Origin of the sequence: Streptomyces spectabilis, assembly GCF_008704795.1 — a bacterium.
In the GTDB taxonomy this organism is placed as follows: domain Bacteria; phylum Actinomycetota; class Actinomycetes; order Streptomycetales; family Streptomycetaceae; genus Streptomyces; species Streptomyces spectabilis.
Genome location: NZ_CP023690.1, coordinates 5,675,957 through 5,696,289, shown reverse-complemented (window position 1 = coordinate 5,696,289; position 20,333 = coordinate 5,675,957). Strand labels below are relative to the sequence as shown.

General features: G+C 71.7%; 22 protein-coding genes and 3 tRNA genes. 5 read left to right on the top strand and 20 right to left on the bottom strand.

Annotation, left to right across the window (positions count from 1 at the left end):
* Positions 1–2: 2 nt before the first annotated feature.
* The 4 genes from CP982_RS25040 to CP982_RS25025 form a co-directional block, all read right to left on the bottom strand.
* A complete protein-coding gene (locus CP982_RS25040; RefSeq protein ID WP_144320439.1) occupies positions 3–461 on the bottom strand; it encodes a MaoC family dehydratase N-terminal domain-containing protein in 459 nt (152 codons plus the stop codon).
* 252 nt (positions 462–713) lie between these two features.
* A complete protein-coding gene (gene rpmG / locus CP982_RS25035) occupies positions 714–878 on the bottom strand; it encodes a 50S ribosomal protein L33 (protein WP_003956487.1) in 165 nt (54 codons plus the stop codon).
* A gap of 88 nt (positions 879–966) precedes the next feature.
* Positions 967–1,039 (bottom strand) — tRNA-Met (locus CP982_RS25030).
* Between the two features lie 47 nt (positions 1,040–1,086).
* Positions 1,087–1,159, bottom strand: a tRNA-Thr gene (locus CP982_RS25025).
* Between the two features lie 383 nt (positions 1,160–1,542).
* On the opposite strand from CP982_RS25025, the gene CP982_RS25020 reads away from it, so the two are divergent.
* Together CP982_RS25020 and CP982_RS25015 are read left to right on the top strand one after the other, a co-directional pair.
* Entirely contained in the window at positions 1,543–2,775 is a 1,233-nt protein-coding gene (locus CP982_RS25020; protein WP_150512565.1) for an amidohydrolase family protein, read from the top strand.
* A gap of 144 nt (positions 2,776–2,919) precedes the next feature.
* Entirely contained in the window at positions 2,920–3,576 is a 657-nt protein-coding gene (locus tag CP982_RS25015) for an NAD(P)H-binding protein (RefSeq protein WP_150512564.1), read from the top strand.
* 25 nt (positions 3,577–3,601) lie between these two features.
* Here the strand turns inward: CP982_RS25015 and CP982_RS25010 are convergent, their stop codons facing one another.
* From CP982_RS25010 to CP982_RS25000, 3 genes are all read right to left on the bottom strand, one after another.
* Entirely contained in the window at positions 3,602–3,823 is a 222-nt protein-coding gene (locus tag CP982_RS25010; RefSeq protein WP_030684982.1) for a hypothetical protein, read from the bottom strand.
* Between the two features lie 106 nt (positions 3,824–3,929).
* Positions 3,930–4,571, bottom strand: a complete 642-nt coding sequence (locus tag CP982_RS25005) for a GNAT family N-acetyltransferase (protein WP_150512563.1) — start codon at positions 4,569–4,571, stop codon at positions 3,930–3,932.
* Positions 4,572–4,749: 178 nt separating this feature from the next.
* Positions 4,750–4,831 (bottom strand) — tRNA-Tyr (locus tag CP982_RS25000).
* Between the two features lie 196 nt (positions 4,832–5,027).
* On the opposite strand from CP982_RS25000, the gene CP982_RS24995 reads away from it, so the two are divergent.
* The gene (locus tag CP982_RS24995; RefSeq protein ID WP_030684979.1) at positions 5,028–5,516 is read left to right on the top strand and encodes a YajQ family cyclic di-GMP-binding protein; all 489 of its coding nucleotides are present in this window, start codon (positions 5,028–5,030) and stop codon (positions 5,514–5,516) included.
* Between the two features lie 162 nt (positions 5,517–5,678).
* On the opposite strand, the gene CP982_RS24990 is transcribed toward CP982_RS24995, so the two are convergent.
* Positions 5,679–5,945 (bottom strand): GlsB/YeaQ/YmgE family stress response membrane protein, encoded by a 267-nt coding sequence (locus tag CP982_RS24990; RefSeq protein ID WP_150512562.1) that lies wholly within the window; start codon positions 5,943–5,945, stop codon positions 5,679–5,681.
* A 98-nt stretch (positions 5,946–6,043) separates the two neighbouring features.
* On the opposite strand from CP982_RS24990, the gene CP982_RS24985 reads away from it, so the two are divergent.
* Positions 6,044–7,318 carry an APC family permease gene (locus CP982_RS24985; protein ID WP_150512561.1) on the top strand — a complete coding sequence of 425 codons (1,275 nt, stop codon included), beginning with the start codon at positions 6,044–6,046 and terminating at the stop codon, positions 7,316–7,318.
* A gap of 121 nt (positions 7,319–7,439) precedes the next feature.
* On the opposite strand, the gene CP982_RS24980 is transcribed toward CP982_RS24985, so the two are convergent.
* The 12 genes from CP982_RS24980 to CP982_RS24925 form a co-directional block, all read right to left on the bottom strand.
* On the bottom strand, positions 7,440–7,868 hold the full coding sequence (locus tag CP982_RS24980; protein WP_150512560.1) for a YccF domain-containing protein: 429 nt from the start codon (positions 7,866–7,868) through the stop codon (positions 7,440–7,442).
* A complete protein-coding gene (gene htpX / locus CP982_RS24975; RefSeq protein ID WP_150512559.1) occupies positions 7,865–8,728 on the bottom strand; it encodes a zinc metalloprotease HtpX in 864 nt (287 codons plus the stop codon). Before htpX ends, CP982_RS24980 begins: the two co-directional genes overlap by 4 nt.
* 182 nt (positions 8,729–8,910) lie before the next feature.
* A complete protein-coding gene (locus tag CP982_RS24970; RefSeq protein ID WP_229879050.1) occupies positions 8,911–10,479 on the bottom strand; it encodes an NADH-quinone oxidoreductase subunit N in 1,569 nt (522 codons plus the stop codon).
* Positions 10,476–12,053 (bottom strand): complex I subunit 4 family protein, encoded by a 1,578-nt coding sequence (locus CP982_RS24965; RefSeq protein ID WP_150512558.1) that lies wholly within the window; start codon positions 12,051–12,053, stop codon positions 10,476–10,478. The genes CP982_RS24970 and CP982_RS24965 overlap by 4 nt, the downstream gene beginning before the upstream one ends.
* A 6-nt stretch (positions 12,054–12,059) precedes the next feature.
* Complete coding sequence (locus CP982_RS24960; RefSeq protein WP_150512557.1) at positions 12,060–14,054, bottom strand: NADH-quinone oxidoreductase subunit 5 family protein; 1,995 nt, start codon at positions 14,052–14,054, stop codon at positions 12,060–12,062.
* Positions 14,051–14,503 (bottom strand): NADH-quinone oxidoreductase subunit NuoK, encoded by a 453-nt coding sequence (gene nuoK / locus CP982_RS24955; protein WP_150512556.1) that lies wholly within the window; start codon positions 14,501–14,503, stop codon positions 14,051–14,053. The genes CP982_RS24960 and nuoK overlap by 4 nt, the downstream gene beginning before the upstream one ends.
* Positions 14,503–15,141, bottom strand: a complete 639-nt coding sequence (locus tag CP982_RS24950; RefSeq protein WP_150512555.1) for an NADH-quinone oxidoreductase subunit J family protein — start codon at positions 15,139–15,141, stop codon at positions 14,503–14,505. The genes nuoK and CP982_RS24950 overlap by 1 nt, the downstream gene beginning before the upstream one ends.
* The gene (locus tag CP982_RS24945; RefSeq protein WP_150512554.1) at positions 15,138–15,734 is read right to left on the bottom strand and encodes a NuoI/complex I 23 kDa subunit family protein; all 597 of its coding nucleotides are present in this window, start codon (positions 15,732–15,734) and stop codon (positions 15,138–15,140) included. The genes CP982_RS24950 and CP982_RS24945 overlap by 4 nt, the downstream gene beginning before the upstream one ends.
* On the bottom strand, positions 15,734–16,702 hold the full coding sequence (locus tag CP982_RS24940) for a complex I subunit 1/NuoH family protein (RefSeq protein ID WP_150512553.1): 969 nt from the start codon (positions 16,700–16,702) through the stop codon (positions 15,734–15,736). Before CP982_RS24940 ends, CP982_RS24945 begins: the two co-directional genes overlap by 1 nt.
* On the bottom strand, positions 16,699–17,799 hold the full coding sequence (locus tag CP982_RS24935; protein WP_150512552.1) for an NADH-quinone oxidoreductase subunit C: 1,101 nt from the start codon (positions 17,797–17,799) through the stop codon (positions 16,699–16,701). The genes CP982_RS24940 and CP982_RS24935 overlap by 4 nt, the downstream gene beginning before the upstream one ends.
* The gene (locus CP982_RS24930) at positions 17,796–18,434 is read right to left on the bottom strand and encodes an NADH-quinone oxidoreductase subunit B (protein WP_150512551.1); all 639 of its coding nucleotides are present in this window, start codon (positions 18,432–18,434) and stop codon (positions 17,796–17,798) included. Before CP982_RS24930 ends, CP982_RS24935 begins: the two co-directional genes overlap by 4 nt.
* The gene (locus CP982_RS24925) at positions 18,425–18,817 is read right to left on the bottom strand and encodes an NADH-quinone oxidoreductase subunit A (RefSeq protein ID WP_030684951.1); all 393 of its coding nucleotides are present in this window, start codon (positions 18,815–18,817) and stop codon (positions 18,425–18,427) included. Before CP982_RS24925 ends, CP982_RS24930 begins: the two co-directional genes overlap by 10 nt.
* Positions 18,818–19,065: 248 nt before the next feature.
* Between CP982_RS24925 and CP982_RS24920 the strand changes: the two genes are divergently transcribed.
* The gene (locus CP982_RS24920; protein WP_150512550.1) at positions 19,066–20,247 is read left to right on the top strand and encodes a sensor histidine kinase; all 1,182 of its coding nucleotides are present in this window, start codon (positions 19,066–19,068) and stop codon (positions 20,245–20,247) included.
* The last annotated feature ends 86 nt before the right edge of the window (positions 20,248–20,333 follow it).

Below are 20,333 nucleotides of genomic sequence, written 5' to 3'. Positions count from 1 at the left end.
CCTCACGCCTCCTCGGTCCCGGCCGCCCGCGCGACGAGCTTGGTCCACGCGGTCACCACGTGCTCGCCCGCCTCGTCGTGGACCTCACCGCGGATGTCCAGGATGTCGTTGCCCGCCATCGACTTGATCGCCTCGATGGTCGAGGTGACGGTGAGCCGGTCGCCGGCGTACACGGGGCGCGTGTACGCGAACTTCTGGTCGCCGTGCACGACGCGGCTGTAGTCGAGCCCCAGCTGGGGGTCCTCGATGACCTGGCCCGCGGCCTTGAACGTGATGGCGAACACGAAGGTCGGCGGGGCGACGACGTCCCGGTGACCGAGCGCCTTGGCGGCCTCCGGGTCGGCGTACGCGGGGTTGGCGTCGCCCACCGCGACCGCGAACTCGCGGATCTTCTCGCGGCCGACCTCGTACGGGTCGGTGGGCGGGTAGGTCCGCCCGACGAAGGACTGGTCGAGCGCCATGGCTCGGCACCTCCTGCAGCTGGGTTCCAACGGGCTCGGATTCTCGCGAGCCCGGTTCCACCGGTGGCATGCCCGGACTGATCCACGACCTTGCCGCGCAGGGGCTGAGGCTGAGTTCCGGACCGGGCGGAGACGCTACCGGCGATCCACAAAGACTGGGTCCCGCAGATCTCTTCTGGATCTACTGGATCTACAAATGACTGGAGGCCGCCCCCGAATCAACGGGGGCGGCCTCCAGCTCTAGCCTGTGCTTTATCGCGTCTCGCGGTGCGCAGTGTGCGAGTTGCAACGCGGGCAGTGCTTCTTCATCTCAAGACGGTCCGGGTTGTTACGCCGGTTCTTCTTGGTGATGTAGTTCCGCTCCTTGCACTCCACGCAGGCCAGCGTGATCTTCGGGCGGACGTCGGTGGCAGCCACGTGAGTGCTCCTATGACGGACGGATGGACGGATGAACGCATAAAGAGTAGCCGATCGAAGGACCGACCCCGCAATCGGCTACTGTGTGTAGCGGTGACCGGACTTGAACCGGTGACACAGCGATTATGAGCCGCTTGCTCTACCGACTGAGCTACACCGCTGCGATGTGATGCAGATCCTCGCCGAAGCGAGGAACCTTTCACATCAGAGCCCCAAAACGGAATCGAACCGTTGACCTTCTCCTTACCATGGAGACGCTCTACCGACTGAGCTATTGGGGCGAGCGATGAAGACATTACACGGTCGGCAGCCGTTCGCCCAAATCCGTTTCGCGAGGCCCGTCCGGGGTCGTGGCAGCCGCCCCGATCAGCCCGTCTCGTACGCATCGCGACGCCCCGCGACCGGTCACGGCACACTCGCGCCACACCAGCTACGCGCGTCCTCTGGCGCCCCACCAGTAACTGTGCTCGCCGACCCCGCACCAGCACGCCCGAGCCACCTGAGCACGCCCGCAGCGGAGCGGCACGGCGCCCCGCACCACAGCGGTACGACTATTGCGCTCCTCCGCGAAGCGGGGCCACCGCCGTCCTAGGCTCGACTCACGCTGCGTGATCTTGCGCGCCTCGAAGCCGCGTCCGCGCCGCCCACGAGCCACAGGAGCGCGATGCCCGACAGTCAGCCGCAGCAGCCCCACTCCGCCGAGCCCGGCGCCGCGTCCGGAGCCCTGCTGCTCTGCGGGGCGCGACTCACGGACGGCAGGACCGTGGACGTCCGGCTCGGCGCCGGACGCATCGAGGCCGTCGGCACGGCGGGCAGCCTCAGCGCGCACGCCGCGCGCGTGGACCTGAGCGGCTATCTGCTGTTGCCCGCCGCCGCCGAGCCGCACGTCCACGGCGACACCGCGCTGTCGGCGCTCCGTGAGGGGCCCGTCTCGTACGACGCCCGGGACGTCCAAGCCCGCGCCACCGAGGCGGCGTTGCTCCAGCTCGGGCACGGCGCGACGGCGCTGCGCGCGCACGTACGCGTCGGGGACGTGCAGGGCCTGAGCTGTCTGGAGGCGGTGCTCAAGGCGCGCAGGTCGCTGCGCGGGCTCGTCGATCTGTCCGTCGTCGCGGTGCCGCGGCTCCTGACGGGCGCGGCCGGGGCCGACGGGGTCGCGATGCTGCGGGACGCGGTGCGGATGGGGGCCTCCGTCGTGGGGGGCTGCCCGGATCTGGACCCCGATCCCACGGGCTACGCGGAGGCGGTCCTCGACCTCGCGGCGGAGTACGGCCGCCCCGTCGACCTGCACACGGACGGCGGCGACCCGGCGCGCCTCGGCCGGTTCGCCGCGATGGCCGGTGGCCTGCGGCCCGGCGTGGCGATCGGCCCGTGCGGCGGTCTGGGGCGGCTGCCGTCCGACGTCGCGGCGCGCGCGGCGGAGCAACTCGCGGCAGCCGGGGTGACGGTCGTGTGCCTGCCGCAGGGCGGCTGCGGCACCCTGCCGGGCGACTCCGGCACGGCTCCGGCGCGCCTGCTGCGGGCCGCCGGGGTGCGGGTCGCGGCGGGCAGCGGCGCGCTGCGGGACGTCGCGAACCCGGTGGGCCGCGGGGATCCGCTGGAGGCGGCGTACCTCCTGGCCTCGCGCGGTGAGCTGCGCCCCGACGAGGCGTACGCCGCGGTGAGTTCGGCCGCCCGCGAGGCCATGGGCCTGCCTCCGGTCAGGATCGAGGCGGGCTTCCCCGCCGAACTCCTCGCCGTCCGCGGCGAAAGCCTCGAAGGCGCGCTGTCCCTGGCGTACAGCCGTGTGGTGGTGCACCGGGGGCGCGTGGTGGCCCGGACCAGCGCGGTACGCGAGTACTGCGACTCCGCGGCCTCGGTGGCGCTGGATCTGCCGCGGCAGGGCCGGGGGGCGTGACCGCGTACGACGGTGGCGGCGGGGGCGCCGTGAGCGCGTACAACGGGGGCAGCGGAGGCGCCGTGAGCGCGTATGACGGGGGCGCGGGGGTGCCGTGAGCGCCGTCCGAGGCCGAGCGGCCGGATCTGCCGTACCGTCGGAGACATGCGCATTGTCATCGCTGGAGGCCATGGACAGATCGCCCTGCGGCTGGAGCGGCTGCTCGCCGCGCGCGGGGACGAAGCCGTAGGGATCATCCGCAATTCGGCGCACGAGGCCGACCTGCGGGACGCCGGTGCCGAGCCGGTGCTGTGCGACCTGGAGTCGGCGTCCGTCGAGGAGGTCGCGGCGCACCTGGAGGGCGCGGACGCGGCCGTGTTCGCCGCGGGCGCGGGCCCGGGCAGCGACGCCGCCCGGAAGGACACCGTGGACCGCGCGGCCGCCGTCCTGTTCGCGGACGCGGCGGAACGGGCGGGCGTGCGCCGGTACATCGTGGTGTCGTCGATGGGCGCGGATCCGAACCACGCCGGGGACGAGGTCTTCGACGCGTACCTGCGCGCCAAGGGCGAGGCCGACGCGGCCGTGCGCGGCCGCTCGGCCCTCGACTGGACGATCCTGCGGCCCGGGATGCTCACGGACGACGCCGGCACGGGGCTCGTACGTCTGGAGGCGTCGACGGGGCGCGGTCCCGTCCCCCGCGACGACGTGGCGGGGGCCCTCGCCGAACTCCTGGAGACCCCGGCGACAGCGGGTCTGACCCTGGAACTGATCAGTGGTTCGACGCCGGTGTCGGTGGCCGTGAAGTCGGTGGCCGGAAACTGACCCGTCGACAGCGGCTGACGGGGCCTCAGAACAGCGGCAACTGCCCGGGGAACTCCGGCACCACATAGCCGTCGAGCGCGGGCTGCGCGGCACCGATCTGGGCGAACCGGCGCGAGCCGGGACACGAGACCAGGTCCTCCCCGCCGCGCGGCCCGGGCGGATCATGGCGGGCGAACCGCCCGCCGACAACGGCGATTTCGCGGCGGCACTCCGGGCAGTGTCTGCGGCGCGCTGAGCTGGACGACATGACACCAGTGTGCCCATGGGGCCCGCTTCCGCCGCGCACCACTCCCGGCTCCCGACTCCCGGCTCCCGGCGGCGCGCTTCGGCCGGTCGGGCCCGGAGTTGCTCTCCTACGGAAGGCCGCGCACGACGAGTTGTTCGTCGTCCTCGGGGTAGATGGCCACCCGCCCGTGGTGGTCCAGCCTCAGGGGCGCTCCGGGGCCCAGCGCCTCGAAGCCCATGTGCTCGTACCAACCGACCAGGCCGGGCTTGTCGAGGTCGACTTGGGCGAACACGACTTCGTACTGGGCCGCGGCGTACTCGTCGACGAAAGCCCGCACCAGAGCCGCTCCGATACCGCCGCCTTTGCGCTCCGGCGCGACGGCCACGGCCTTGAGCTTCCCGACGCTGCGGGCCACCCCGTTCACCGCCGATTGCGGGATTCCGGCCTCGCGGAGCCGGTGCAGGAGGGCGCCGGGCGGCAGTGCGAGCAGGGCGCCCACCACGCTCGGCCCGTCCGTGGCCTCCGCGACCAGGGCGCGGCGCAGGCCGGGCCCGGAGGTCTCGTAGACACCTGTGTCGATCCGGTCAGCGGCGTAGTCGAGATCTTCGTAGTCGGTGTCGATCGCCGACAGCACTTCTCGGATGCGGCGCCCTTCGCCACGCCGCGCCCGCCGCACCCGTACACCTTCGACGTGGCACTCGTAGCCGCCGCTCGGCCCTTGATCGACCGGGCGACGCCGACGCGGCTTGTTCTTCTTGGGCCTGCCCATGGCTGAGGAACGTAGGGGCGCAGGGTCGTCGGCGCCAGACCTTGGACAGCCTCAGAATCCAGGCGCCGCACTGTGTGGCAAGTCACCTGTTTTCGATTGCACCAAGAGGCTCCGAGAGACACGAAAAGACCCTCCCCGACCTTGCGTAATCGCAGGTCGGAGAGGGTCTCTCTCAGCGTGGCGGCGCCAGGATTCGAACCTGGGAAGGCTGAGCCGGCAGATTTACAGTCTGCTCCCTTTGGCCGCTCGGGCACACCGCCGGGTTTGCTGCCTCGCTCCGCTTTCGCGGCGCTCCGTGGCAACGACGTAAACGATACCTGATGCCCGGGGGTGCTTCGCCACCCGATTGATCGGCACCCCGCGCGGGGGCAGTGGCTAGGCTTTGCGGATGCGGTCGGCGACTGAAGGCCGTGCACCCGCTGAGTACGCAGTTACCGATACAAGGAGCCACAGGACATGGCCGACTCCAGTTTCGACATCGTCTCGAAGGTCGAGCGGCAGGAGGTCGACAACGCCCTCAACCAGACGGCCAAGGAGATCTCGCAGCGCTACGACTTCAAGGGCACGGGCGCCTCGATCTCGTGGTCCGGCGAGAAGATCCTGATGGAGGCGAACGGCGAGGACCGCGTGAAGGCGATCCTCGACGTGTTCCAGTCCAAGCTGATCAAGCGAGGCATCTCGCTGAAGTCGCTGGACGCGGGCGAGCCGCAGCTGTCCGGCAAGGAGTACAAGATCTTCGCGTCCATCGAGGAGGGCATCTCCCAGGACAACGCGAAGAAGGTGGCGAAGATCATCCGCGACGAGGGCCCCAAGGGCATCAAGGCGCAGGTGCAGGGCGAAGAGCTGCGCGTCAGCTCCAAGAGCCGTGACGACCTCCAGACCGTGATCGCCCTCCTGAAGGGCAAGGACTTCGACTTCGCGCTCCAGTTCGTCAACTACCGGTAGGTAGGGCGCAGGACGTCAAAAGGGGGCGGGCACCCGGATCGGGTGCCCGCCCTTGCTGCTGGCTGCGGTCTGTGTGGGGAACTCGTAGGTGTTCCGTAGGTACCGGTGGGGACGTCTTCGGGTGGTCGTCTACGGACGGTCGTCTTCGGGCAGTCGGCGGAGTCAGCGCCGGGAGTGGCCGAAGAGGATGCGGTAGGCGATGAGCAGGACGAGCGAGCCGCCGATGGCCGCCATCCAGGTGGCGCCGTCGTAGAAGTGCTCGGCTATGGGCCGGTCGAGGAAGCGCGCGGAGATCCAGCCGCCCACGAAGGCGCCCGCTACGCCGATCACCGTCGTGCCGATGAAGCCGCCCGGGTCGCGGCCCGGGAGCAGCAGCTTGGCGGTGGCACCGGCGAGGAGGCCCAGAATGATCCAGCTGATGACACCCATGCGGTGACCTGACCTTTCGTGCCTTTTCGTGCGTTGTTGTCCTGGAGGACGCCGCGCGGGCCGGGGGCGGTTCCCGCGCGTCGGTAGGGTGCGGGCCCATGACAAGGCGGACGGGGCGGCGGGGGCCGTCGGAGGCTGTTGGGCTGCGGCGGACGCTCGGGGTCCGCGACGCCGTGGTGATCGGGCTCGGCGCGATGGTGGGGGCCGGGATCTTCGCGGTCCTCGGGCCCGCGGCGGACGCGGCCGGGTCCGGACTTCTGATCGCGCTCGCGGTGGCCGCCGTGGTCGCGTACTGCAATGCTGTGGCCTCGGCTCGGCTCGCGGCGCGCTACCCCGCGTCCGGCGGGACGTACGTGTACGGGCGGGAGCGGCTCGGGGAGTTCTGGGGCTATCTGGCGGGCTGGGCGTTCGTCGTCGGCAAGACGGCCTCGTGCGCGGCCATGGCCCTGACGGTCGGGGCGTACGTGTGGCCTGCGCAGGCGCACGGCGTCGCGGTGGCGGCCGTGGTGGCGCTGACGGCCGTGAACTATCTGGGCGTACGGAAGTCGCTGTGGCTGACCCGGGTGATCGTGGCCGTGGTGCTCGCGGTCCTCGTGCTGGTCGTCGCGGTCTGCCTGGGCTCCGCCGAGGCCGACGCGGCCCGTGTGGACGTGGGGCTTTCCGGCGGCGGGGTCGGCGGGGTTCTGGAGGCGGCGGGGCTGTTGTTCTTCGCCTTCGCCGGGTACGCGCGCGTGGCGACGCTCGGCGAGGAGGTACGGGATCCCGCGCGCACCATTCCGCGCGCGGTTCCGCTGGCGCTGGGCATCGCGCTCGCGGTGTACGCGTGCGTGGCCGTGGCGGTGCTCGCCGTCCTGGGGACGGGAGGGCTCGCGGAGGCTTCGGCTCCGCTGGCGGACGCCGTACGGGCCGCGGGGGCGCCGGGCCTGGTGCCCGTGGTGCGGGCGGGGGCGGCCGTGGCGGCCCTCGGATCGCTGCTCGCGCTGATCCTGGGGGTGTCGCGGACGACGCTCGCCATGGCGCGCGACCGCCATCTGCCGGGGGCGCTGGCCGCCGTGCACCCCCGCTTCCAGGTACCGCACCGGGCGGAACTCGCCGTGGGCGCGGTGGTGGCGCTCCTAGCCACGACGGTGGACGTACGCGGCGCCGTGGGCTTCTCGTCGTTCGGGGTGCTCGTGTACTACGCGATCGCCAACGCGTCGGCCTGGACGCTGAGCCGGGCCCCACGCGCGCGCGTGGGGCCGGTGGTGGGCGCCACGGGGTGCGTGGTGCTGGCGTTCGCGCTGCCGGGGGATTCGGTGGTGGCGGGGGCGGTGGTGCTGGTGGTGGGGAGCGGGGTTTATGGGGTGCGGTGGTGGAGGGCGGGGCGGGGCTGAGGAGTCCGTCCAGCAGGCCGCCGCGACCCGCCTGGCCGCCTGGCCGCCTGGCCGCCTGGCCGCCTGGCCGCCTAGGCGATGGTGTCGCGTCGACGGCGCGGGGGCGCTCCTTCGGGGACGGTTACCAGCCCTGGTGACCGGCGGGTGCCGGGCGTACCGCGGGGGCGCCGAACGGCTCGTCCGTGGGCACGATTTCGCGGCCCAGCGGCATCAGGGAGATCGGGATCATCTTGAAGTTGGCGAGGCCCAGCGGGATGCCGATGATCGTGACGCACAGCAGGACGCCCGTGATGATGTGACCGAGGGTCAGCCACCAGCCCGCGAGGATCAGCCACACCACGTTGCCGATCAGGGACGGCGCGCCCGCGTCGGACCGCTCGACGGCCTTGCGGCCGAAGGGCCACAGCGCGAAGAGGCCGATACGGAAGGCGGCGAGGCCCAGCGGGATGCCGATGATCGTGACGCACAGGATCACGCCCGCGACCAGGTAGGCGAAGCACATCCACAGTCCGCACAGGATGAGCCAAATGAGGTTCAGGACTACTTTCATCGCGGGCGACCTGCCATCTTTTCGAGCCGGGCGATGCGCTCCGCCATCGGCGGGTGAGTGGAGAACATCTTCGACATACCCTGACCCGGCCGGAACGGGTTCGCGATCATCATGTGGCTCGCCGTTTCCAGCCGCGGCTCGGGAGGGAGCGGCAACTGCTTCGTACCGGCGTCGAGTTTACGCAAAGCGCTCGCGAGGGCCAGGGGGTCGCCGGTGAGCTGCGCGCCCGAGGCGTCGGCCTCGTACTCCCTGGAGCGGCTGATGGCGAGCTGGATGATGGACGCCGCCAGCGGGCCGAGCAGCATGATCAGGAGCATGCCGAAGATGCCGGGGCCGTCGTTGTCGTTCGACCTGCCGATGGGAATCAGCCAGGCGAAATTGACCAGAAACATGATGACCGACGCGAGGGCACCGGCGACCGAGGAGATCAGGATGTCCCGGTTGTAGACATGGCTCAGCTCGTGGCCGATGACGCCGCGCAGCTCGCGCTGGTCGAGGATGCGCAGGATGCCCTCCGTGCAGCAGACCGCGGCGTTGCGCGGATTGCGGCCCGTCGCGAAGGCGTTCGGCGCCTCGGTGGGTGAGATGTACAGGCGGGGCATGGGCTGGCGGGCCTGGGTGGAGAGCTCGCGCACCATGCGGTACAGCTCGGGGGCCTCGAATTCGCTCACCGGGCGGGCGCGCATGGCACGCAGGGCCAGCTTGTCGCTGTTCCAGTACGCGTACGCGTTCGTCCCGATGGCTACGAAGAGCGCGATGACCAGGCCTGTACGCCCGAAGAAACTGCCGATGACGAGGATGAGTGCCGACAGTCCCCCGAGGAGTACGGCGGTTTTCAGCCCGTTGGTTCGGCGGTGCACGGTACGCCCTCCTGGTGGTGCGCGGGGGAACCCTCTGTTTGCAGGTGCTTCCACTGTTCAGTGGACCCTCCCTTCCTGGTCAACGCCAGGCGGGAGGAGCTAGTTCCCTTGTGCGCGCCGGAGCCGCTGTGGGCCGCCCGGGTGACGCGTCGCGTCGGGGCGGTACGGCTCCCGTGAAGGCGTCAGAACGGACTGACGTCGGTGAACCTCAGGACGAGCTGAGGCGCTCCGGAGAGGGCGATGCCGAGCACCGCGGTCGCGGCGATGGCCGCGGTGAGGGGGGCGGGGACCCGGTGCCGTCCGGGCTCGCCCTCGGGGGCGCGGAACAGCAGCGCCGTCCACTGGAGGTAGTAGTACAGCGCGATCACCACGTTGACAGCCATGATCACGGCGAGCCAGCCGAGGCCCGCGTCGACGGCCGCCGAGAAGACGGTGACCTTCGCGAAGAGGCCGATGATGCCGGGGGGCAGGCCCGCGAGGCAGAGCAGGAAGAAGGCCAGGGTCAGGGCGGACAGCGGACTCTTGGCGTACAGACCCCGGTAGTCGCTGACGCGGTTCTTGCGCTTCGTGCGGCCGACGAGCGCGGCGACGGCGAAGGCTCCGAGGTTCACGACGGCGTACATCAGGGCGTACGCGACGGTGGCGCCGACGGCGTCCGTGGGGTCGTCCTCGCCCCTCCCGTTGTCGAATCCGGCCGACGCGATCGGCACCAGGAGGTAGCCCGCCTGGGCGACCGACGACCAGGCGAGCAACCGGACCGCACTGTACGCGCGCGTGGCCTGCTGCCGGAGGGCGGCGACGTTGCCCGCCGTCATGGTGAGCGCGGCAAGGGCCGCGATGGCCGGGCCCCACACGTCGTCGTACGACCGGAAGCCGACGACGGTGACGAGGATGAGGCCGGTGAAGCCGACCGCCTTGCCGACGACCGAGAGGTACGCGGCGACGGGCAGCGGCGCGCCTACGTAGGCGTCGGGTACCCAGAAGTGGAAGGGGACGGCCGCCACCTTGAAGGCGAATCCGACGAGGGTGAGCACGACACCGGCCTGGACGAGCGTCTCCAGCTCCCCGTCGACCTGCCCGAGCTTCTCGTCGAGCTCGGTGAGGTAGAGGGTGCCCGTGGCCGCGTACACGAAGCTCACGCCCAGGAGGGTCACCGCGGTGGCGGCGACCGAGGAGAGGAAGAACTTCAGGGCCGCCTCGGAGGACCGCTTGTCCCCGCGCTTGAGGCCGACCAGGGCGAAGGCGGGCAGGGACGCGACTTCGAGGGCGACGACGAGGGTGGCGAGGTCGCGGGACGCGGGCAGCAGGACGGCGCCCGCGACCGACGACAGGAGCAGGAACCAGAACTCCCCTTCGGGGAGTTCCCTCTTGGCGGCCCGCGCGTCCTTGAGGGTGCTCAGGGACAGGAGCCCGGCGAGCAGTGCGCCGCCGAGGACGAGGAGCTGGATGGCGAGGGTGAACTCGTCGACCGTGTAGCTGCACACGGTGCCGCCCGTGCCGACGACACAGAAGGTGTCGCGGTGGTGGGAGCCGGCGATCGGCAGCATGGAGACCGCGGCGGCGGCCAGGCCCGCGAGGGAGATCCAGCCGAGGAGCGCCTTGCGGTGCTCTCCTACGAAGAGGTCGATCACGAGCACGGCGAGCGCGACGACGGCCGTGATGGTGGGCGGCAGGATCGCGGGCCAGTCGACGCTCTGGACGACGCTGGCCGCGCTCTCGACGAAGGCGCTGTCGGTGGGGGCCACGGTCACGACTTTCCTCCCGCGAGGAGCTGCTGCACGGCCGGGTCGGTGAGGCCGAGGAGGGCCGCGGGCCAGAGTCCGGCGAGAACGGTGAGGGCGACGAGCGGGGTCCAGGCGGCGAACTCGTAGCCGTGGACGTCGGCGAGCCGGGGCGCGCCGGGCTCGGCGGCCGGGCCCATGCACACGCGGCGTACGACGACGAGCATGTACGCGGCCGTGAGGAGGGTGCCGAAGGCGGCGATCGCCATGAACGTGAGGTACGCCGGACGGCTGAGTTCGTCGGCCGGGTCGAACGCGCCGAACAGCGCGAGCATCTCGCCCCAGAACCCGGCGAGCCCGGGAAGCCCGAGCGAGGCGACGGCGCCGAAGGCGAGCAGGCCGCCGAGGCGCGGGGCCTTGCCGTAGAGGGCGGCGCCTGACCCCTCGGCGAGGGCGTCGAGGTCACTGGTGCCGGTGCGGTCCTTGAGGGCGCCGACGAGGAAGAACAGCAGGCCGGTGATGAGGCCGTGGGCGATGTTCGCGAACAGGGCGCCGTTGACGCCGGTCGGGCTCATCGTGGAGATGCCGAGCAGCACGAAGCCCATGTGGCCGACGGACGAGTACGCGATGAGGCGCTTGAGGTCGCCCTTCGCGCCGGGCCGCGCGAGCGCGAGGCAGGCGAGCGATCCGTAGATGATCCCGACGACGGCGAAGGCGGCGAGGTAGGGCGCGAAGGTCCGCATGCCGTCCGGCGCGATCGGCAGCAGGATCCGGACGAACCCGTACGTACCCATCTTCAGCAGGACACCGGCCAGCAGGACCGAGCCGACGGTCGGCGCGGCGGTGTGGGCGTCCGGCAGCCAGCTGTGCAGCGGCCACATCGGCGTCTTGACCGCGAGCCCGATCCCGATCGCCAGAACGGCGATGACCTGCACGGACTTGGTCAACCCCGAGTGATTGTCAGTGGCGAGTGCCACCATGTCGAACGTGCCGGACCTGAGACCGATGAGGAGGAGGCCGAGCAGCATCACGACGGAGCCGAGCAGCGTGTACAGGATGAACTTCCAGGCCGCCTGAGCGCGTTGGGCACCGCCCCAGCGGGCGATGAGGAAGTACATCGGGATGAGGACCATCTCGAACGCGACGAAGAACAGCAGCAGATCGAGGACGGCGAAGGTCGCGAGGGTGCCGGACTCGAGCACGAGGATCAGCGCGACGAATGCCTTGGGTGACGGGCCCTCAGGCATCTTGAAGTAGCTGTACAGCGCGCACAGGAAGGTCAGCAGCGCGGTCAGGACCAGAAGGGGGAGGGAAATGCCGTCGATGCCGAGGTGGATGCGCACGTCGAGTGCGGGGATCCAGCTGATGTCGGTCGTGGCCTGCATCTTCGACGGGTGGTCGTGGTCGAAGCCGAGCGCGAGGACGATCGCGGCGAGCAGGATGGCGCCGGTCACGGTCACGCCGTGGCGCAGCACGGCCTGGTCGGGCGACTTCCCCTTGAGGCCGGGCGGCGCCGGCAGGAGGGCGGCCACGGCGCCGACGAGCGGACCGACCACGATCAACGCGAGAAGGAACTGCATCACGGACTCACTGATACCGATCACGGCTGCTCACGCTCCGGCGGTGGCGACGAGGACGGCGGCGACCGCCAGGACGACAGTGCCCGCGAGCAGCGCGCTCAGATAGGTCTGCACGTTGCCGGTCTGCGCGCGCCGGACGGCGGCGCCGAGCAGGCGGGGTGCGGTGCCCGCGCCGCGTACGTACGTGTCGACGACCTCGCGGTCGAGGAAGCGGACGAGGCGCGCGGCCGCCTGGACGGGGCGGACGAACAGGGCGGCGTAGACGGCGTCCAGGTGGAAGCCTGCGGCGGCGTGGCGGTGCAGCGGGCCGAGCAGCAGTCGGCCCGGGTCCGCCGGGTCGGGGGCGCTCGCGATGTCGCCGTACGCGGGGGTGTGGGTGGCGATGGCCTCCGCCTCGACCTCGCCTCCGTCCGCCTGGGGGTGGGCGGCGACGGCACCGATCGGTACGCGCGCGGCGAGGGCCGTGGTGTGCCGCCAGGCGCCGTAGGTGACGAGGGCGCCGGCGAGGGCGAGGCCGGTGCCGAGGACGGAGGTGGTGAGCTTCGGGGCGAGTTCGTGGCCGTCGAACCAGTCCGGCAGGGTGCCGACGGCGAGCCCGAAGGCGAGCGAGGGGACGGCGAGCACCCAGAGCACGGCGGTCATCGTGACGGGCTGGCGGCCGTGGTCGGGGGCCTCCGCTCCCTGCCCGTGGAAGGCCAGCAGCCACAGGCGGGCCGCGTAGGCGGCGGTGAGGAGGGCGCTGAGGAGGCCCGCGACGAGGACGATCCAGCCCGCCGCTCCAGGGACGGAACCGGCGTGCCCGGTGGCCGCGTGCTCGGCGGCGCCGAGGACCGCCTCCTTGGAGAAGAAGCCGCTGAACGGCGGGATCGCGGCGAGCGCGAGGAGCGCCACGGTCATCGTCCAGTAGGCGTCGGGAACGCGGGCGCGCAGGTTCCGCATGCGGGACATCGCGGCCAGGGAGTTGGTGCCCGCCGCGTGGATGATCACGCCGGCGGCGAGGAAGAGGAGCGCCTTGAAGGCGCCGTGGGACAGGAGGTGGAAGACGGCGGCACCCCGGTCGCCGACGGCGAGCGCGCCGGTCATGTAGCCGAGCTGGCCGATCGTCGAGTACGCGAGGACGCGCTTGATGTCGTCCTGGGCGAGGGCGGCGAGGGCCGAACCGGCCATGGTGGCGGCGGCCATGACGGCGAGGACGACCAGGGCCGCCGACGAGGCGGCGAAGACCGGGAGGAGCCGGGCGACGAAGTAGACACCGGCGGCGACCATCGTCGCGGCGTGGATCAGCGCGGAGACGGGCGTCGGGCCCGCCATCGCGTCGGGCAGCCAGGTGTGCAGCGGGAACTGCGCGGACTTGCCCGCCACGCCCGCGAGGAGCAGCAGCGCGATCAGCGTCGGGTGGTCGAGGCCGCCGTCCGCGACGGTCGCGAGGACGGTGGTGATCCGGAACGAGCCCGCGTCGACGGCGAGCGCGAACAGGCCGATCAGGAAGGGGACGTCGCCGAGCTTGGTGACGAGGAAGGCCTTCAGCGAGGCGGCGCGGGCCTCGGGGGTCTCCCAGTAGTGGCCGACGAGGAAGTACGAGCAGATGCCCATGACCTCCCAGCCGACCAGGAGCACCATCAGGTCGCCGGAGTAGACGACGAGCAGCATCGCGGAGGTGAACAGCGACACGAGGGCGGCGTACGAGGGGTAGCGCGGGTCGTCGCGCAGATAGCCCGTCGAGTAGATCTGCACGCACGTGGCGACGACGCCGACGAGGACGGCGACGAGCGCGGCGAAGCCGTCGATGTGCAGGGCGAGGTCGATCGGCACCGAGCCGGTGGGCGTGAGCTGGGTGGCCGCGTCCACGGCGGAGTCGCCGCCCTGGCGGGCGGCGACGACGGCGGCCAGGACGAGCGACGTCAGGGTGGGCAGCACCGCGAGGGGCCGCACCAGGCCGGGGACGGTGCGGCCGAGCAGCAGACCGGCGCCGGCACCGAGGAACGGCAGGAGGGGGACGAGAACGGCGAGGGTGGTCGTGGTCACGCGGTGGCCTCGGCCTTCTGCGACTGCTGAGACGTCTGTGGCTTCTGGGATGCCTCGTCCGGGTCGGACCCGGGCTCGTCGAGGGCGGCTGCGTCCGTGCCGTCGCCGTCGTCGCCGTCGTCATCGTCGTCCGGGTCGTCGGGGTGCTCGGCGGTGTCGCGGAGGTCGTCGACAGCGGAGGTGCCCCGGTTGCGGTAGACGGCCAGGACGATCGCGAGGCCGATGCCGATCTCGGCGGCGGCGATGGCGATGACGAAGAGCGTCAGGGCCTGGCCGGAGTGCAGCTTGTCGCGCAGCCAGACGTCGAAGGCGACGAGGTTGAGGTTGACGGCGTTGAGCATGAGCTCGACGGACATCAGGACCAGGATCGCGTTGCGGCGGGCGAGCACGCCGTACAGGCCGACGCAGAAGAGGAGGACGGCGAGGACGGCGGGGTAGGCGAGGTGCATCAGCGGGTCCTCTCCTGCTGGGCCTGCTGGGCCTGCTGGGCCTGCTGAGCCGTCCGGCCCTTCGGTTCCTTCGGGGGCTTGCCGTCGGGGTCGTCCTTGGCCTTGCGGGACAGCACGATCGCGCCGACCAGGGCGGCGAGGAGCAGCACGGAAAGGGCCTCGAAAGGCAGCACCCAGTTACGGAAGAGGATCGCGCCGGTCACGTCGGTGGTGCCCTGAGGGGCACCGTCCAGGTCGATCCACTGCGTACGGAACGCGTCCACGACGACCCACACCAGGGCGGTGGCGGCGGCGAGGGCCACGGCGAGCGCGACCCAGCGGTTGCCGGAGTCGGCGTCCGGGGAGCGGCCGATGGGGGCCCTGGTGAGCATCAGGCCGAAGAGGAGGAGGACCACGACGGAACCGACGTAGATGAGGACCTGCACCCAGGCGATGAACTCGGCGGTCAGGAGCAGGTACTCGACGGCGAGCCCGCCGAGCGCCACGACCAGCCAGAGCGCGGCGTGGACGAGCTGCTTGGTGGTGACGGTGACGATCGCGGCGCCGAGGGTGACGAGGCCGACGAGGAGGAAGGCGATCTCGACGCCGATCGGGGACAGGAAGCCGTGGGGGGCCGCGGCGGCGACGGTGGCGTTCACGCGTCCCCCTCGGCCTTGGTGTCCTGCTGCTCGGCCGCCTGCTGTTCGGCGGCCTCGGCGGCCTGGGCTGCCTCGGCGGCCAGTTTGTCGGCGGTCTTGCGGGCGGCGCCCAGTTCCTTGGGTTCCTCGGCGGCGGGGTCGAGGGCGGGCGGGGCCGGGACGGTCCACATCCACTCGCGGAGCTTGTCGCGCTCGTGGGTGAGCTCGCGGATGTCGGTCTCGGCGTACTCGAACTCCGGGGACCAGAACAACGCGTCGAAGGGGCAGACCTCGATGCAGATGCCGCAGTACATGCAGAGGGAGAAGTCGATGGCGAAGCGGTCGAGGACGTTGCGGCTGCGCTCGCGGCCGCCGGGCGCCGCGGCCGGGACGGTCTCCTTGTGGGAGTCGATGTAGATGCACCAGTCCGGGCACTCGCGGGCGCAGAGCATGCAGACCGTGCAGTTCTCCTCGAACAGGCCGATGACGCCGCGGGTGCGGGGCGCCAGATCGGGCTGGACGTCCGGGTACTGCTCGGTGACGGACTTCCGCGTCATCGTGCGGAGGGTGACGGCCAGGCCCTTGGCCAGGCCGCTTCCAGGGACCGGGGGCATCAGTTGATCGCCACCTTCACGATTCCGGTGAGCGCGATCTGCGCCAGGGCGAGCGGGACGAGGAGGGTCCAGGAGAGCTTCTGGAGCTGGTCCTCGCGGAGCCGGGGGTAGGTGACGCGCAGCCAGATGACGACGAAGGCGAGGACGCCGGTCTTCAGGAGGGTCCACACCCAGCCGAGCCCTTCGGCGCCGCCGGGGCCGTGCCAGCCGCCGAAGAAGAGGACGGTGGTCAGACCGCACAGGACGACGATCCCGGCGTACTCGGCGAGGAGGAACAGCGCGAAGCGAAGGCCGGTGTACTCGGTGTACGCGCCGAAGATAATTTCCGAGTCGGCAACCGGCATGTCGAAGGGCGGGCGCTGGAGTTCGGCGAGCCCGGCCACGAAGAAGACCAGGGCGCCGACGATCTGCCAGGGCAGCCACCACCACTCGAAGGCGTTGAGGATGCCGGGCAGCGAGACCGTGCCCGCGGCCATCGCGACGGAGGCGGCGGCGAGCAGCATCGGCAGTTCGTACGCGAGCAGCTGGGCCGCGGTGCGCAGGCCGCCGAGCAGGGAGAACTTATTGGCGGACGCCCAGCCCGCCATCAGGGAGCCGAGCACGCCGACGCCCATGACGGCGAGGACGAAGAAGATGCCCGCGTCGACGACCTGGCCGACGGCGCCTTCCTGCGGGCCGATGGGGATGGCGACGAGGACCAGCAGGTAGGGCAGCAGCGCGACGGCCGGGGCGAGCTGGAAGACGCGGCGGTCGGCGTCGGCGGGGACGACGTCCTCCTTCTGCGCGAACTTCACGCCGTCGGCGACGAGCTGGGCCCAGCCGTGGAATCCGCCCGCGTACATGGGGCCGAGGCGGCCCTGCATGTGGGCCATCACCTTGTGCTCGGTCTGGCCGACGATCAGGGGCAGCGCGAGGAAGGCGACGAAGACGACGAGGAGTCGCAGGGCGACGTCGAGGGCGTCGTTCACTGCGGGTCTCCTTCACTGCCGGTGTCGCCGGTGCCGTCGGTGCCCCCGGACGTCCCGGAGTCCTCGCCGCTGGCCGCGTTCTCAGCCGGCGCTGCGTTCTCTGTCCGTGCCGTTCGGGGTTTCCCCTCCGGTTCCGGCTCCGGGGTGTCGAAGGCCGGGCGGGCGTGGTGCCACGGGGCGTCGGAGCCGCGCGGGGCGGGCTGCGGCTTGTCAGGGGTCGGTGCCGGGGCATCGGCGGCCGGGACGTCGGGGGTCTGCTCCGGGTCCGCGGGCGTACGCTGCGACGCCGATCCCTGGCTCGCGCTGCGCGCGCGGCGGGGCGGCCGGGCGGGCGGGGCGGCCTGGTCGACGGCCGGGGTGTCGACGGCAGGGGTGTCAGCGGCCGGGGCGGGGCTCTGGCTCGCCGAGCCCGCGCTCGCCGTACGCGTCCGCCGTGCGGGACGCTCCCCCGCGGCACCCGCACCCGCGCCCGCCGCGCGTCCCGCTCCCGCCGCGCGCCCCGCGCCGCGAGCGGGGCGGGCCGGGGCGGCCGGAAGCTGGCCCTTCAGCGGGCCCCACTCGTTCGGGTCGGGCACGCCCGGCGGCAGCATCTGACGCCGCTTGGGGCCGCCGTGCTCGGATTCCCCGGGCTCCTTCGCGCCGGGCCACGCCTTCGCGACCCGGGCCGCGAGCACGAAGTCCTTGCGCAGGGGGTGGCCTTCGAAGTTCTCCGGAAGCAGCAGCGGCACCAGATGGGGATGGCCCTCGAAGCGGACGCCGAACATTTCGTGGGTCTCGCGCTCGTGCCAGGCCGCGCCCGCGTAGACGTCGACCGCGGAGGGCAGGACGGGTGCCTCGTGCGGAACCGTCGTACGGACGAGGAGGCGCCGCACCGGGGACAGCGCCACCACGTGGGCGCTCACGCGAAAGCCGGTGCCCGGTTCGTCGACGGCGCTCAGCCAGTCGAAGTACGTGCAGCCGAGGGTGTCCCGGGCGGTGCGCAGGGCCTCGGGCCACGACGCGGACGGCACGTCCACGGTCAGGACCTCGTACGACTCCTCGGCGGTCGCCTCCGCGCCGAACAGCTCCTCCACGGGGGCGGACAGCCAGCCGGTCATCTGCCGTCCTCCTGTACCGAGGGCGCGGACGGTACCGAGGGCGCGGGCGGTGCCACCAGGTCGCTGCGCAGCGCGGCCGTGGAAGGCCGCGCCCCGTTGCCGCCGTACCGCTCGCTGAGCGACTCCCGCGCGATCTTCTCCTGGAGCTTGAGGATGCCCTGGAGCAGCGCCTCGGGCCGGGGCGGGCAGCCGGGGACGTAGACGTCGACGGGGATGATCTGGTCGACGCCCTTGGTGACGGAGTACGAGTCCCAGTACGGGCCGCCGCAGTTGGAGCAGGCGCCGAAGGAGATGACGTACTTGGGCTCGGGCATCTGCTCGTACAGGCGCTTCACGGCGGGCGCCATCTTGTCCGTGACCGTGCCGGACACGACCATCAGGTCGGCCTGGCGCGGGCCCGGTGCGAACGGGATGACGCCGAGCCGGATGAAGTCGTGGCGGGCCATGGAGGCCGCGATGAACTCGATGGCGCAGCAGGCGAGCCCGAAGTTGAAGACCCACAGGCTGTAGCGGCGGCCCCAGTTCAGGACCACCTTCATCGGCTCGGGGGCGAGCCGGGACAGGACGCCCAGCTTCTTCGGCTCCGGGAGGAGCACGGGCTCGGGCGGCCCCGCAGGCTCCTGGTTCACGTCCATGTGAGGACGCCCTTCTTGTAGGCGTACAGCAGTCCCACGGCGAGGAAGCCGAGGAAGATGAACATCTCGACGAGGGTCGTCGCGCCGTAGCCGGACTCGGCGAAGACCGTCGCCCACGGGAAGAGGAAGATCGAGTCGACGGCGAAGATCACGTAGAGGAAGGCGTACACGTAGTAGCGCACCTGGGTGTGCGCCCAGCCCTCGCCGACCGGGTCCACGCCGCACTCGTACGTGAGGAGCTTCTCGGGGGTCGGCACGACGGGCCGCAGCAGCCGCCCGGCTCCGAAGGCGACGGCGACGAACAGCACGCCGACCACGGCGAGCAGTCCGACGACGGAGTACGACTCGTAGTAGCTCGCCGCGACGTACGTCGTCCCTGGCACGTCAGCCCCTCGCTCCCTGCACTCCGCGTCTCGCCTGTTCGACGATCTGTACGCACGGGAGTCTAGGGCCTGCTAAAGGCGAGGTAAGCAGACCGTCACGGACCGGTTCGTCGCGGACCCGTCATCGGCCGGATCCACCGGATCGATCTGCGCGGGCACACCGGATCGATCTGGTGGGGTTATCCACAGTTCGGTTCGGCGGTCCCCCTCATGGCGCGCGGGACCGCGCTCCGGGCACTCTTACTCATATGACCCCACGTCCCACGTCTTCGCAGGCCACGCCGGAGCCACTGCCGCCTGCCCGGTTCGCGTACGACGCGCACACCTGGAAAGAGATCCTGCACCTTCTGGTGAACCTCCCGGCGGGTCTGGTCGGTTTCACATACGTGGTGACGGCGGGGTTCATCGGCGGATTCCTGTCGTTCACGGTCATCGGTCTGCCGCTGCTCGCGCTCGCGCTGTACGGGGCGCGGCTCTTCGGCAAGTTCGAGCGCGCGCGGGCGCGGACGCTGCTCGGGGTGCACATCGACGAGCCGAGCCCCATGCCGTTGAGATCGCGGCGCGGCGGCGGGGTGCTCACCTGGCTGTGGTCGACGCTGAAGGACCCGGTGGGCTGGCGAGCGGTGCTGTACGGCTTCATACGTCTGCCGTGGGGCATCGCGACGTTCACGCTGACCCTGTGCGGCCTGTTCGTGCTGTGGCCGGTGCTGCCGTTCGTCGTGCGGGCGCTCGCCAACGCCGACCGGGCGATGGCCCGCGGACTGCTCTCGCCGTCGGACGAGCTGGAGCGGCGCATCGCGGAGCTGGAGTCGGACCGGGGTGTCGTCGTGGACACCGCGGCGGCGGACCTGCGGCGCATCGAGCGGGACCTGCACGACGGCGCCCAGGCACGGCTCGTCGCCCTCGCCATGGGTCTCGGCCTCGCCAAGGAGAAGCTCCTGGAGGACCCGGACGCGGCGGCGGCGATGGTGGACGAGGCGCACGGCGAGGTGAAGCTCGCCCTCCAGGAGCTGCGCGACCTGGCCCGGGGCATCCACCCCGCCGTCCTCACCGACCGCGGCCTCAGCGCGGCGCTGTCCTCGGTGTCGGCCCGGTGCACGGTGCCGGTGAAGGTGACCGCCGACCTGCCCTCGCGGCCCGCGGCGGCCATCGAGGGCATCGCCTACTTCACGGTCTCCGAGCTCCTGCAGAACGTGTCCAAGCACAGCGGAGCCCGCACGGCGAGCGTCGAGGTGTGGCGCTCGGACCAGCGGCTGCTGATCCAGGTGCGGGACGACGGGCGCGGCGGGGCCAGCCTGGACGGCGGCACGGGCATGGCGGGCCTCTCGGAGCGGCTCGGCGCGGTCGACGGCCTGTTCGTCATCGACTCGCCGCAGGGCGGCCCGACGACGATCACGGCGGAGCTGCCGTGGCGGGACCGGACCCAGTGAGGCACGCGCGGCGCGCCCGGGCACGCCCCTTCGCGGACGGGGCCCACATCCCCCCGGAGGGTAGGGAAAACCCCCGGCCGAAGACG

Coding starts and splice junctions, on each gene's coding strand:
- CP982_RS24985 (WP_150512561.1), top strand. CDS start 6,044: ATGACAAGGCGGACGGGGCGGCGGGGGCCGTCGGAGGCTGTTGGGCTG.
- CP982_RS24930 (WP_150512551.1), bottom strand. CDS start 18,434: ATGGACGTGAACCAGGAGCCTGCGGGGCCGCCCGAGCCCGTGCTCCTC.
- CP982_RS25020 (WP_150512565.1), top strand. CDS start 1,543: ATGCCCGACAGTCAGCCGCAGCAGCCCCACTCCGCCGAGCCCGGCGCC.
- CP982_RS25040 (WP_144320439.1), bottom strand. CDS start 461: ATGGCGCTCGACCAGTCCTTCGTCGGGCGGACCTACCCGCCCACCGAC.
- CP982_RS24995 (WP_030684979.1), top strand. CDS start 5,028: ATGGCCGACTCCAGTTTCGACATCGTCTCGAAGGTCGAGCGGCAGGAG.
- CP982_RS24935 (WP_150512552.1), bottom strand. CDS start 17,799: ATGACCGGCTGGCTGTCCGCCCCCGTGGAGGAGCTGTTCGGCGCGGAG.
- CP982_RS25015 (WP_150512564.1), top strand. CDS start 2,920: ATGCGCATTGTCATCGCTGGAGGCCATGGACAGATCGCCCTGCGGCTG.
- CP982_RS25010 (WP_030684982.1), bottom strand. CDS start 3,823: ATGTCGTCCAGCTCAGCGCGCCGCAGACACTGCCCGGAGTGCCGCCGC.
- CP982_RS24980 (WP_150512560.1), bottom strand. CDS start 7,868: ATGAAAGTAGTCCTGAACCTCATTTGGCTCATCCTGTGCGGACTGTGG.
- CP982_RS24920 (WP_150512550.1), top strand. CDS start 19,066: ATGACCCCACGTCCCACGTCTTCGCAGGCCACGCCGGAGCCACTGCCG.
- CP982_RS25005 (WP_150512563.1), bottom strand. CDS start 4,571: ATGGGCAGGCCCAAGAAGAACAAGCCGCGTCGGCGTCGCCCGGTCGAT.
- CP982_RS24990 (WP_150512562.1), bottom strand. CDS start 5,945: ATGGGTGTCATCAGCTGGATCATTCTGGGCCTCCTCGCCGGTGCCACC.
- nuoK (WP_150512556.1), bottom strand. CDS start 14,503: ATGCACCTCGCCTACCCCGCCGTCCTCGCCGTCCTCCTCTTCTGCGTC.
- CP982_RS24945 (WP_150512554.1), bottom strand. CDS start 15,734: ATGCCCCCGGTCCCTGGAAGCGGCCTGGCCAAGGGCCTGGCCGTCACC.